This is a genomic window from Streptomyces sp. BRA346, assembly GCF_052851135.1.
The window spans coordinates 1-11,314 of record NZ_JAIWIH010000085.1; the positions used below are offsets into that span (position 1 = coordinate 1).

Genomic DNA, 11,314 nt, shown 5'->3' on the forward strand with positions numbered 1-11,314 from the left:
GAAGGGGATGCGGATCCAGGTCAGCAGCAGATCCAGGGCCAGCAGGACGCAGATCCCGGCGTCGATCCCGATGGGGAAGACGTTGGCGAAGGCGCCGAAGCCCTTCTTCTCGGCGAGGTCGCGCACCGCGGAGTAGGACCCCGCGAAGCCGATCGCGGCGATCACCACCGCCCCGGCGACGACCACGCCGATCAGCACGCGATGCGACCGGTTGAGTGCCAACGGCCTCCCCATCCGCGCAGTCACCGCAGTCGCCCCTCCCTCATTAGTACCTGCCTGTCTGAGCAGCCTTCACACTCTCACGCGTAGCCATGGGTGGTACTGGAACGGAGTCCGGAGCTGACGATCGTCAACAAATAGTGATCGGAGCACCGGCTGCCCCGCTCTGGCGGGTGAGCACGCGGTCGGCGATGTGGTCGTGCAGGCCCGGCGGATAGGCCCGGCTGCGCAGCGTCTCTCCGAGGTGACGCGGACTTCGGCATGCGAACTCCAGGGCGGCGTGATCAGTCGGGTACCTGGAGACAACCCGGTGCGCATGACCGATTCGCTGGCCAGCCGAGGTTGACCACGATCACGACCGGGTCACATCCGGTTGGCCATGCCATGGTCAACCAACCAGTCAACCCTCACCGCAGGCTCGGCAGCACCTCACTGCCGGCGCCACCGGCCCAGCTCACCAGTCGTGAGCAGCAGAGGCCGCACACGGCCGACACCCAGCCGCTCGCCCGCCAGCCGGCTCGTCCACAAAGCGTCCGGAACCACTTGGTGGTGCGGGAGATCGGGAAGACAACGCCGCTCCGTGCGACGGCCGTCTGAACAACGCGCCCGTTCTACCCGGCTGCGCAATCCAGGCTGCGCGCCTTCTCGCCGAGCGCATTGCGCAGCTGGTCTTCCTCCTGCTGCGCAGTGCCAGCTCGATGTGCACGGCGACGCCGGTGCGCACGGCACCGGTGTATGCGCCCGGTACGAGCGCAGGTGGGTGATGCAGCGGGGGAGCGGTCCGGCTCGTGCACGGCGGGCCTCCGCGGTTCTTCACATCGCCGGGTAGGGCGCCGCGACGGCGCCCTACGTCATCCTCACCGGATCCCGGGCGGAGGGTTCCGGGGGCTTTCACGCGTGAAACCGGCACGGTCCGGATGAGCTAGGGAGCCTCTGCCCGCTAGGGTTCAGTGCGACAGGTTGCACAATTCCGGAGGACATGATGACGACGCCGCTCCCTCGGCCGAAGCGCAAGAAGAAGGGCGAAGGCGGCGGGACCGGCAGGCTGCGGGCCGACCGCGAGAAGGCTGGTCTCACAGGTGGCCAGGACATCCACGCCCTTCCTCCCGAGGACGGCGAGCTCCTGGAGCTCGATCCGGAGAACATCTCGCCCAACCCGATGAACACGCGGCTTGAGCTGCGCAATATGGATGCGATGATCGCGGATGTGCGGGAGCACGGCGTCCACACGCCGGGCATCGTGATGCACACCAAGGTCTTCATGGAGTGCTATCCGCAGTGGGCGTCCCGGGTTAAGCACCCCGAGCGGCAGTACATCCTCGGTCCTGGCCACCGGCGACACGCCGCCGCTCTCAAGACCGGGCGCGTCATGCCAGCAGTCCTTCGTGACGACCTCGCCCGGGACCGTCGTGTCGAGGAAGAGCTGGTCTCCGAGAACAACAGTCGCGACGGTCTATCCCCGATCGAGCAGGCCCTGTCGATCGACCTGTTGAGGCAGCGCGTTCACGAGGACGAGGATCGGGCTCTCAACTTCGACGAGGTCGTGGAGCGGGCCGGATACGCCGCAGGGACAGTGTCGAAGTACCTCGCGTTGCTCAAGCTCCCCCAGGAGGTTCAGCAGGCGATTCACAGCGGCGACCTGTCGATGCGTTCCGGATACTCGCTCTCTCTTCTCAAGGACGACAACGGCTCGAAGGTGTCGGAGGAGGCCCACACGCTGCAGCTGCGCGGCTGGTCTCTGATGCGAGACGAGAAGCTGTCCGTGGATGCAGCCAAGAACAGGCTGATCCAGGAGAGGCAGAAGCAGTTTCACGCGGGAAAGTCGCGCGCCACAAAGTCGCCCGCAGGCCCGGCGGTTCCGGAGCAGCGTGAGGAGAGCAGTGCCCAGGGCGGGGAAGTTCAGGGTTCTTCCGGTGGGGCTACAGATCCGGTGACGTCCTCTGGTGGGGGCGGTGAGGCGTCGCAGGGGGAGACATCTGCTGCGCCAGGCGCCGTCGCAGTTGTTGAGGACGCCGGAGCCTCCGAGCCCGCAGCTGTCGACCCCGAGGTCCTCAGGAAGGCAGCGGCGGACCAGAGGGATCTGGCGTGCCGACTGCTGCTTGCCGAAGACCGGTACGCGAAGAGCTCGGAGTCGAGCGTCCGACTCGTCACCGCGGTGCTGAACCCGAACGAATGGAAGCAGGCTGCGGCCAAGGCTCATGGGTGGCTGGTGGATCTCAAGAAGGGGCCATCGAGCAAGAAGCGCCCCGGCGACTACTTCGCCGCCGTCGCCACGTCCGAAGATCCCGGCTTGATGCACCGCGCCGCCTTCGCGATCGGCCTTGCGGCCGACGAAGTGCGCGCCGCTCAGCCAGAGCGGGCGTGGGATGCTCGCGACATCGCACACGTTCAGTTCCTCGCCGCCAGCCGTGCCGCGTATCAGCTCAGCGAATGGGAACAGCAGCAGGTGGAGCGGCTTTCAGGCGGGAAACAGTGACCGCGCGCCCACGGCAGGATGGCAGAGTTTCGACGGAGACCAGATGACCAGCACCCTCGCGAAGACGACCCGAGCGCAGAACGTCAGGCGCGCCTACAAGGTGTTCATCTTCGCTCTCAAGGCCGGCGGTACGGCCAAAACCTCTACGACCACGGCCCTCGCCGTGCAGCTGGGCCTGCGCGGCTATCGCGTCCTCGTCATCGACCTGGACCCGCAGTGCAACGCCTCCCGGGTGCTGGGTCGCCGTATGTTCAAGCAGGGGCAGAAGAGCCTCACTGACGTGATGGCGGACAAGGCGCAGCTCAAGGACATCATCGTCCAGGCCCGGTATCGCATCGACCCTGATGGCGACGGTGACGACTCCTTCGCGGAGATCCCGAACGTCTGGATCGCCCCCGGCGACCTTGACCATCCGGATATCGACGACGCCGAGCGGATCCTCAATGCCGAGGACGGCAACGTCTTCTGGCTCAAGGACGGCTTGGACGACTTGGCGGAGGAGTTCGACATCGACGTCGTCCTCATCGACCCGCCGGCCACCTACGGTCGCCTGACGGTCACGTCTCTCGTGCTCCTGGATGAAGAGACTGAGGGTGCGGTCATCCCGCCGGTGCTGTGCACGTACAAGGAAGCCGACGCGCTGGTCCGGCTGGAGAAAAAGCTCAAGGAGATCAGCGAACGCCGCATGTACCAGCGGCGCGGTATCCGACCACAGATGAAGTACGTGATGGCCTGCGCTGCCCCAACGGCCTCGTTCGGGACCGAGGAGCACTGGGAGACGTTCAACGAGCTCAAAGAGGAGTATGGCGACATACTGCTTCCGCCGGTGCACTGGTCGGGTGTCGCCACGAAGATCTACCGCAACGAGTGCGCGGTCCCGATCCTGTCGCCGAGCTCCCGGCCCTCTGAGGACTACGCGAAGGTCGCAACAGCCTTGGGCTTTCCACGGCGCTGACTTTCCCGCGTGAAAGTGGCCTGCAAGGCCCCGAAACGATGAAGGCCCGTACCTCCTGCCAACGAAGCAGGGAGTACGGGCCTTCATGTTGGTCGGCCCAGGAGCGGCGAGGTCGGCGCGTGCCACGGTGAGCTTCAGAGGGGGTCGCTGGGAGCTCTCGAGAAAGCTGCGTCAGAGCGAGGTAGGGGCTGGGAACGCGTCGATGAGCACGGCGTTGGCGGTCAGCACCGCCTGGAAGGTGGCTTCCTCTCCGCCTTCCCCACTCGCCCCCTCCTGGGGCAGGTCGAGCGTCTGTACCTGCTGATGCAAGGCGACGATCGGCCGGACCGACCACGTCGCCGTGGTGTGGTTGGCGTCTTGGCCGCGGCGGGCGGCGGTGAGGTCGTCCTTGTCGCGGGCGTGGCAGGCGGTCGCGAGGGCAGCGCCGTAGCTGTCGGCCGCGAGGTGGTTCTGGGGGTTCATCAACTGGCCTCCACCGTGGTGTCGGTGGGGCGAGGGGTGCGGGGGCGGGGGGGTGCGCAGGGCCTGACGCAGCTGCTCGGTGTTGTGCTGCTGCTGGGCGGGCGTGAGCGGCTGGGGTTTCGGGCTTCGCCGGTGCCACAGTGGGTGGGCGGGGGGCTCGGGGTAGGCCAGGGCAGGGTCGGCGTCGTGCTGCGGGGTGCTGCTCATGGGTGCCTCCGGGTGGAGGGGTTCAGGCGTGGTCGTCGTCGCGCCGGCGCTTGAGCTGGACGTCGGAGGCGAACCGGCCGAGGCGGGCCTCGGTGGGGTGCTCGGAGATCCAGCGCTCAGCGCACGCCTTGTTGTGGGTGGGCTCGTCATAGTGCGAGCGCATGGGCGTGGGCTTGTCGCACAGCGCGCAGGGGCGGTTCTGCCAGCGGTCACAGTGCTGGGCGTCGCGCCAGTCCAGCAAGCCGCCGGGGGCCGGGATCAGGCCCGGCTCCCACAGCGGCTTCTTGCCGCGCCTGCGGGTCACGGCCGTAGGTCGGGAAGCTGCTGGCGGACTTGGTCAACGAGGTCCTGCGTCGGCTTCCAGGCCGGGAGCGCGCCCGTAGCGGGTACGGGCAGCGGCAGTTCGTGGACGTCGGCGAGGACCAGGTGGTGGGCATCGCGCTCCGCCCAGGGGCTGGGGCACCGCTCGGGCCCCTGGTCCAGGTGGCAGTCGATGAGCCGGGCGACGCCGATGACCGCGCCGCGGTGGAGCTCGCGGCCGTGGATCGTGGTGGCGACCAGCGGGTCGCGCAGGGCGGGGCGCTCCAGCTTCTGCCCGGCGTGGATCAGGATCCATCCGCGCCAGGGCCAGTGGATGGGCCGGTTTTCCGGGGTCTTCCCGGCGAGGATGCAGGTGGCCCAGGGCTGGCGGATCGTGATGCCGCGGATCCAGTCGCCGCCTTCGAGTGCGGTGGTCATGCGGCACGCTCCAGCAGCGCGGTGCCAGGCCGTCCCTCGGCTTCGTGGCGGGCCCGGGCATACAGCGCCGTGTCGTAGAGGACTGCGAGTGTGGCGGTCACCGTGCCTTCTCCTCCGGCTTGAAGGTGGGGGTGCGGCCGACGGCGATCAGCAGCATCTGGAGGGCGGCGTGGGGGTGGCTGTATTCCTGGGTGGCGGGCATCCCGCAGGAGAAGCAGTCAGCTTCCGCGCCGGCCCAGGCGACGTCGCAGGGGCCGCACAGGAAGCTGGGGCCGCGGTGGGGCCGGGGGCGGCGGCGGTTGAGGCCGATGGCGCGCATTGCGGCGGCCGCGGTCTGGCGGGTTTTCTGGGTGGGGGAGTGGGTGGTGGTGCGCTCGGACAGCATGGTGAGGGTGCTCCTCTCGCCTGCGGGCGGGATGGGGTGGCCCGGGGGCGGCCGACTGGTTTCTCAGGCCGTTGGGCGGCCGTCCCAGGGCGGATTCAGGTGGGGCGGTGGCTGCGCCGTTGCGGGTGGTCTGCTCGCCCGGTGTCGGAGAGCTTTCGGGTGGCCGCGCGGGCGAGGCCGCGCGGTGGCGTCGGCGATCACGTCGCTGTGGCGGAGGGCCGTCCGGGGTGACGGAAGACCTCCAGCCACGGGTCGGGGTGGATCGCTGTTGTCCGTGCACGGCGGTGCGAGCGGGTCTAGAAGGGCGGCTCGATGCTGGTGTGGGCGGGGTCGGCGTAGTTGCTGGAGCGGATCCGCAGGCGGTAGTCGCAGTCGGCCGGAGCGCCGGGCGGGGTGGCGAGTTCGCTCAGCAGGAGGATCAGGTGGTCCTCGTCGGTCAGCTGCACGGTGAGGTAGGTGCCGCAGGAGCAGGGGGCGATGAGGGTGAGGACGTGGGCCAGGTCGCCGTCTTCGCCGAAGCCCTCCTCGCGGCGGGTGTAGTGGAGCCACCAGCCGCGCTGCCCATCGGCGGAGCCGAGGTAGGTGACGGCGGAGGCCATCAACTGCCGGTCGGGGACGGGCGGGTAGCCGGTCCAGGACATGGCTGGCACCACGGCGTCGAGGGTGTCGGGGAAGGCGCCGTTGAGCACGGCGGTGGCGGTCAGCACGGTCTGGAACGCTGCCTCCTCGCCGCGCTCCCGCTCGCGCTGGGCCAGATCGGCGCTCTGCGCCCGCTGGTGCAGGGCGACGATCGGCTGCGGGTCGGTGGCGTCGCCGTGGTGCGGGCGGTCGTCCTGGTCCCGGCGGGCGGAGGCGAGTTGCACAACGGTCATGAAGGCGGCCCTCCTTCGGGGTTCGGTGTAGGGCCGGGCGGGTCTGTCCGGTCCTCCGCACCGCCCCAACTCCGTAGGCGGGGTTGGGGCGGTGCGGGCGGCCGTCAGCTCAGGCGGCGTTGTCCATGCGGAGTTCGGCGAGCGCGATGCCGTAGGTCGCGCAGGAGCCGGAGCAGAAGTCGCGGGCGGGATCGGTCGATCCGCTCACGTGGACGCGGACCCAGCCGCGCTGCTTAGGGAAGCGGTCGGCGGCTTCCTGGCCGCAGCCTTCGGTGGGGCAGTCGGCTCGTACGGCGGTGTTCGCCTCCGGGCGGGAGGTGCCGCTGTGCCTACTGCCGTTCCACCGGTGCTGCGCGGCGGCCCGGGGTGCGGTCCCGGCCTGCCGGGCCGCGGACTTGGCGGCGTCCTCGTCGCGCTTGGCTTGCAGGCAGCCGCACGCTTCGGTGACGGGGACCTTCCGGCGGTTGTGCTGACGGAAGCCGCGCATGCTGCCGTGCTGGATGCCTTCTTCCTGTCCGATGACGCTCACGCGTCACCTCCTTTTCTGTGGATCGTCGTGCGGTTCGGTGGATCGGGTGGAGGCGGCGGTCTGCTTCAGGTGGTCGATCAGGGCCAGGAACTCGGCGCCGAGTTCCGGCGCGGCCAGGACCACGCGCAGGATCGAGGCGAGGCCGTCGCGCTCGATGGGATTGAGGCGCTCCATCAACTCGTGCGCGTCGCTGTGGACCGCGACCATCTGGTGGTAGGTGTCCTCGGTGGTGGCTGTGCGCCGGGCGCCGCATCGGCCGCACCGGAAGGTGGCCTCGTCCCAGCCAGCCGTCGGCGTCGGCCGGCCGGTGGAGGCCGGGTTGGGGGTTGTGGTCACGAGTCGATCGCCTCCTTGTGCTGCAGTTCCAGGTCGGCGCGGCCTTCGGGGTCGTCGTCGGGGTCGGTTCCGGCCTCCCAGTCGGCGGCCTCGTGGTCGCTCTCGCTCTCGTAGCCGCAGCCCTCGCAGACCAGGCCATCGCCGGGCTCGTGCTGACCCTGGTAGGCGCGCAGCAGGTCGGTGGCGCTGTAGGCGGGCGTCCAGGCGGGGCCGCACAGCTCGTCGTCCTCGCGTTCGGCGTCGGTGGGGCAGGGCACCAGAACGTCGAAGCCGTCGTTGCCCTCGCCGTCGAAGTCGCGCCGGTAGGCGAGGGTGCGGTAGTCGCCGGCGGCTTCCAGGACGACGACGCGGTCTTCGCCGGTGACGAGCTCGGAGCCGTCTTTCCAGGTGGCCAGGCGGGCGATCTCGGGGCCGAAGAAGCGGCGCAGGAGGAGTTCGTCGCCCAGGTCGTCGTCGCCGTCCAGGCCCAGCTCGCGGCGACGGGTGTCGCTGATTCGCTGCAGCAGCGCGCCGAGTCGGCCGAGGCGCTGGATGCCGGGGGTGAACTCGGCGTAGTCGAAGCCTTCCTGCCGCAGGCGGGCGGGGGAGGCGCTGGCGACCATGGCCTGGTGCTGGGCGCGGACGATGTCCTTGGGCACGCGCCGGTCGCCGGTGCGGCGGGCGTTGCGGGCCAGGCACACCTCCAGCGGCGTGGGCACGATCAGGGCGACGGTGGGGACGCCGTAGCGGCGTGCCGTGGCCAGAAGCGTGGCGCGGTCGTCGGGGTTGGTTGAGGTGGCGTCGATGACGGAGGTGAGTCCGCGGCGCAGCCGGGCCTCGAGGACGCGGAGGAGGGCGAAGACGGCGTCGTCGGTGGCGGACTGGTCGCCGGCGGAGTCCGAGACCAGGGCCCTGTAGTGGTCGAGGCTGAGGACCTGGGTGGGCTCCCAGGTGCTGGCGAGGGTGGACTTGCCCGAGCCGGCCGGACCGATGAGCACAATGGCAGCGGGGTCGGGGATGGTGGTGTCCAGCAGTGTTCGACTGCTGTGCTCGGTCATGCTGAAGTTGCTCCATTTCGCTGGTCGGGTCGGGGGACCGGGCGGCCGCGGACGTTCTTGGCCGGATGCGGCGACCGCCCCGGGCCCGGCGGAGGGCGGGGCAGCACCGAGTGCGCTCCGCACGGCGGATCTGCGGGAGGCCGCGATGGCTCCCCGTAGATCGCGGTCAGGCGGTGTTGAGAAAGCGGGCAGCGACGTCCCTGAAATCGTCGTGCGCCACCATCGCGACGTGACGAGCTGCGGTCAGCGCGGCCGTGGCCGCCTCCCGGGCCTCGGCTTCGGTCAGGTCGCAGGCGCTGGGGATCACGTCGCGCATGGCGTAGGTCAGCGTGATCATGGATGTGGCGGCGTCGCGCATCTCCTGGTCCTGGATCAGGACCAGGAACGCGGTCAACGGCCCGGTGATAGCTCGGCGGGTTGCGTGGCTTTCGTCCCGCAGGGCCTCAATCCGCTCAGCCGGACGGCCCTTCAGCATCGCGTCGCCACGCAGCCACATCACGGTGCGGTGTTCGCTGACTGCGGTGGTCAGATCCGTGATGGCCTTCAGTCGGTCGCGGCGCATCTCTTCGCGGTGGTTGACCTCCGCGGCCCTCGCGGACGCACGCTCTTGGAAACGGCCGCTGACGATGGCGCCGAGCAGCGTGCCGATCACGGCGATAGCGCCCGCCAGGACGGTCTCCATGCTCAGGCCCAGGCGATCGCGTCGTCCAGGTGCGTCCGCGCCTTGTCCAGCAGCGCCGACCGCTCATGCGGCGAACTATTCACGGCAGCCGCGAGGAGAGCGTGGGCGGCGTCGAATGCGTCGCTGGCCTCCCCCAGTCGGCCGCTACCGGCGGCGAGGATGTCCCGGGCCGTCGCCACCTGGTTCAGAAAGCCGTCCCAGGTCGTAGCGGGCGGCTGGTCCGCGATGACAGCAACATCAGCGGCGTAGGCCCGGAGGATGGTATCGACGGTGGTCATAGCTGCTCCCGATGTGTGACGTGGTGTGCGACCTGACCGGTCTGCCCGGTCCTGCGCGCCGCCCCGGCCCGTGACATGGGTCGAGGCAGCACACAGAGCCGTCAGGCCGTCTGGAGCACGTCGTCGTGGTCGTCGGCGGTCTCCTGGTTGGCATGGGCCTCCAGGAGCTCGCGCAGCTGCCGCATCGCGGTCACCTCGATCGGGGCATCAGCCGCCGAGTGCACGAAGGTGTATGTGGAGCGGGGGTAGTGGCTGTTGTCCTCAGGGTCGCGCCAGTAGTGCAGCATCGCTCCAGGGGCGAGGTGGCAGGTAGCGGTGCCGTCGGGGTGGCCCTGCCACCGGTCGGGCGTGGTGAGCAGGACGCTGCCGCGGTCGATCCGGGAGGCGTCGAAGGCCGCACGGCTCGCAGCGTCCGCACACGCCGCCTGCGCAACCTGGTCGATGGCGTCCCGTACCGACATCGGCGGGATCGGGTCACCTGCCTCGACGGTGCTGTGCGGGGTGGCAGGGCTGGTGTGGCGGTGGGCCGTCAGCCGGCGCAGGGGCCGCATAACGGGCTCGGCCAGCTCCTCGACCGCGCGCGCAATGGCGACGCCGCCGAGTCCAGCGACGACCGCCTGCCATCCGTCCCAGGTGTCGGGGGCAGCGTCGTACCCGATCCAGCCGCCGACGCCCGCAGCGGCCATCATGGTGACGGTGCTGACGCCCTCGATGGCGGCACCGCCCAGTTCGCGGGCGCTCTGTCCTACGGTCTTGCCCATGGGTATGTACTCCTCTTCCGAGATGAGTTGGTGAAGGGGCATGGCCATCCCGTCCTGAAGCGGCGGGGTCTGGCGACCAAGCGGCCGCCCCAGGACGGGAAATTCAGCGGGAGTGCGGGCCGACGGAGACTCGCTGGCCCTACAGACCGCGTTCTGCGTGCGGAGCGAGCGCGCCGGTGGCGTTGTCGGCCCGGAGCCCGGCGTTGTCGTGATGAGAAGCCGCCTCTCAACCCACTGAACTGCCCAGGTCAGGGGCGGCTTCAAGGGCTGTTTTCGATGCGGCTGGGGAGCCGGGCTCCCGTTCGGTCATGACTGCTGGGTGAGGTATTCCAAGGCGCGCTGCAGCAGCGGGCGGTGCGCGGCGTAGAGGGTGCGCCCGGCCGCGGTGACCGCCGCATCGAGCTGGTCGAGGGTGTTGAACGGGAACCAGCCCGCGTCGGCGGCGTCATCCCCGGCGGTGGCAGTGACCTGCTCGGGCAGCTGGTAGAGCGCGCTGGTGGACGCCACCCAGGCGTGGTCGGTGGTGCGCCAGTCGGCGACGACCTGGCGGCCGAGGATGGTGGGCTGCTGATCGGCCAGGTCGACGCCGGTCTCCTCGCGCAGCTCGCGCACCAGAGCGGCCGGGGCGGTCTCGCCCGGGTTCAGCATGCCGCCCGGGATGGCCACGACCCCGATGTCGTCGCGGGTAATCAGCAACACCCACCGCTGCTCACCGGTCCCGGCGACCACAATGGGGTCGGCGGCGGCGTTCTCACCCCACCAGCCAAGATTCCGCCCGGTGCGGCCGGTGCGCCCGTGCGGGTGCAGCGGCCAGCCCCGCTCGAGTTCGAAGGACACCAGAGCGTGGGCCTGCCGCTCGGCCCAGTCGGGCACCAGGTCCGGCGTGGCGTGCCGCTCGGCCCAGTCGGGCACGTGCTGGGTCAGTGCCAGTGGCCGCAGTGCGGGCGGCGTGATGTCCACCGGTGCGTATCCAGGCCAGCTCACCGACCAGCAGCGCCGATCCTCCGGCACGGTCACGCCGGGGTGGTCGACCGGGGCGTAGCGGTCCGGGTCGAGGGCGGCGACATCAGCGGTGTAGCGGGTCTCATGCACGATTCTTCCTAGACGCGGGCGCGGTCGACGGGTGTGCGGCTCAACGGGCCGTGGCCTTGGCGGTCGCGATGAGCGCGGCGACGGTCTCCCAGCCGTGGTGCCACGCGGCGTCCAGATGGAAGGCACCGTTCATGCCGTTGTCGGCGAGCCGGTAGAAGGCCAGCTTGTCGGGGCCGATCTTCCTGGCTACTGAGATTTTCGGTTCGGGGTGATGGTGATCTCGCTGGTGGGTGTATCCCGGTGTTATGCGGTATCCCGATGGAGGCGGTCTGACTGCGAAGCAGC

The 11,314-nt window shown here is 69.9% G+C and carries 15 protein-coding genes and 1 pseudogene; 2 read left to right on the forward strand and 14 right to left on the reverse strand.

The window, feature by feature from the left end; all coding sequences use genetic code 11:
• Positions 1 to 234 (reverse strand): DUF2637 domain-containing protein (locus tag LCH29_RS43040; protein WP_446467147.1); only part of this gene is annotated, 234 nt, incomplete at its 3' end.
• Between the two features lie 964 nt (positions 235 to 1,198).
• Here LCH29_RS43040 and LCH29_RS43045 point away from each other — a divergent pair.
• Complete coding sequence (locus LCH29_RS43045; protein ID WP_446467133.1) at positions 1,199 to 2,695, forward strand: ParB/RepB/Spo0J family partition protein; 1,497 nt, start codon at positions 1,199 to 1,201, stop codon at positions 2,693 to 2,695.
• Positions 2,696 to 2,738: 43 nt separating this feature from the next.
• Complete coding sequence (locus LCH29_RS43050) at positions 2,739 to 3,650, forward strand: ParA family protein (protein ID WP_446467134.1); 912 nt, start codon at positions 2,739 to 2,741, stop codon at positions 3,648 to 3,650.
• Between the two features lie 171 nt (positions 3,651 to 3,821).
• Here LCH29_RS43050 and LCH29_RS43055 read toward each other — a convergent pair whose 3' ends face one another.
• The 13 genes and pseudogenes from LCH29_RS43055 to LCH29_RS43115 form a co-directional block, all read right to left on the reverse strand.
• Positions 3,822 to 4,319 (reverse strand): hypothetical protein, encoded by a 498-nt coding sequence (locus LCH29_RS43055; protein WP_446467135.1) that lies wholly within the window; start codon positions 4,317 to 4,319, stop codon positions 3,822 to 3,824.
• 22 nt (positions 4,320 to 4,341) lie between these two features.
• Positions 4,342 to 4,623 carry a hypothetical protein gene (locus tag LCH29_RS43060; RefSeq protein WP_446467136.1) on the reverse strand — a complete coding sequence of 94 codons (282 nt, stop codon included), beginning with the start codon at positions 4,621 to 4,623 and terminating at the stop codon, positions 4,342 to 4,344.
• Positions 4,620 to 5,057, reverse strand: a complete 438-nt coding sequence (locus LCH29_RS43065; RefSeq protein WP_446467137.1) for a hypothetical protein — start codon at positions 5,055 to 5,057, stop codon at positions 4,620 to 4,622. The genes LCH29_RS43060 and LCH29_RS43065 overlap by 4 nt, the downstream gene beginning before the upstream one ends.
• Before the next feature lie 97 nt (positions 5,058 to 5,154).
• Positions 5,155 to 5,442 (reverse strand): hypothetical protein, encoded by a 288-nt coding sequence (locus LCH29_RS43070; protein ID WP_446467138.1) that lies wholly within the window; start codon positions 5,440 to 5,442, stop codon positions 5,155 to 5,157.
• 296 nt (positions 5,443 to 5,738) lie between these two features.
• Positions 5,739 to 6,314 carry a hypothetical protein gene (locus tag LCH29_RS43075; RefSeq protein ID WP_446467139.1) on the reverse strand — a complete coding sequence of 192 codons (576 nt, stop codon included), beginning with the start codon at positions 6,312 to 6,314 and terminating at the stop codon, positions 5,739 to 5,741.
• Between the two features lie 109 nt (positions 6,315 to 6,423).
• Positions 6,424 to 6,843, reverse strand: a complete 420-nt coding sequence (locus tag LCH29_RS43080; protein ID WP_446467140.1) for a hypothetical protein — start codon at positions 6,841 to 6,843, stop codon at positions 6,424 to 6,426.
• A 3-nt stretch (positions 6,844 to 6,846) separates the two neighbouring features.
• On the reverse strand, positions 6,847 to 7,179 hold the full coding sequence (locus LCH29_RS43085; protein WP_446467141.1) for a hypothetical protein: 333 nt from the start codon (positions 7,177 to 7,179) through the stop codon (positions 6,847 to 6,849).
• Positions 7,176 to 8,216 (reverse strand): AAA family ATPase, encoded by a 1,041-nt coding sequence (locus LCH29_RS43090; protein ID WP_446467142.1) that lies wholly within the window; start codon positions 8,214 to 8,216, stop codon positions 7,176 to 7,178. The genes LCH29_RS43085 and LCH29_RS43090 overlap by 4 nt, the downstream gene beginning before the upstream one ends.
• A 166-nt stretch (positions 8,217 to 8,382) precedes the next feature.
• Complete coding sequence (locus LCH29_RS43095; protein WP_446467143.1) at positions 8,383 to 8,898, reverse strand: hypothetical protein; 516 nt, start codon at positions 8,896 to 8,898, stop codon at positions 8,383 to 8,385.
• Between the two features lie 2 nt (positions 8,899 to 8,900).
• Positions 8,901 to 9,176 (reverse strand): hypothetical protein, encoded by a 276-nt coding sequence (locus LCH29_RS43100; RefSeq protein WP_446467144.1) that lies wholly within the window; start codon positions 9,174 to 9,176, stop codon positions 8,901 to 8,903.
• 101 nt (positions 9,177 to 9,277) lie between these two features.
• On the reverse strand, positions 9,278 to 9,937 hold the full coding sequence (locus LCH29_RS43105; RefSeq protein ID WP_446467145.1) for a hypothetical protein: 660 nt from the start codon (positions 9,935 to 9,937) through the stop codon (positions 9,278 to 9,280).
• A 306-nt stretch (positions 9,938 to 10,243) separates the two neighbouring features.
• Positions 10,244 to 11,029 carry an NUDIX domain-containing protein gene (locus LCH29_RS43110; protein WP_446467146.1) on the reverse strand — a complete coding sequence of 262 codons (786 nt, stop codon included), beginning with the start codon at positions 11,027 to 11,029 and terminating at the stop codon, positions 10,244 to 10,246.
• Positions 11,030 to 11,069: 40 nt separating this feature from the next.
• A pseudogene (locus LCH29_RS43115) lies at positions 11,070 to 11,314 on the reverse strand (hypothetical protein); the annotation flags it as partial.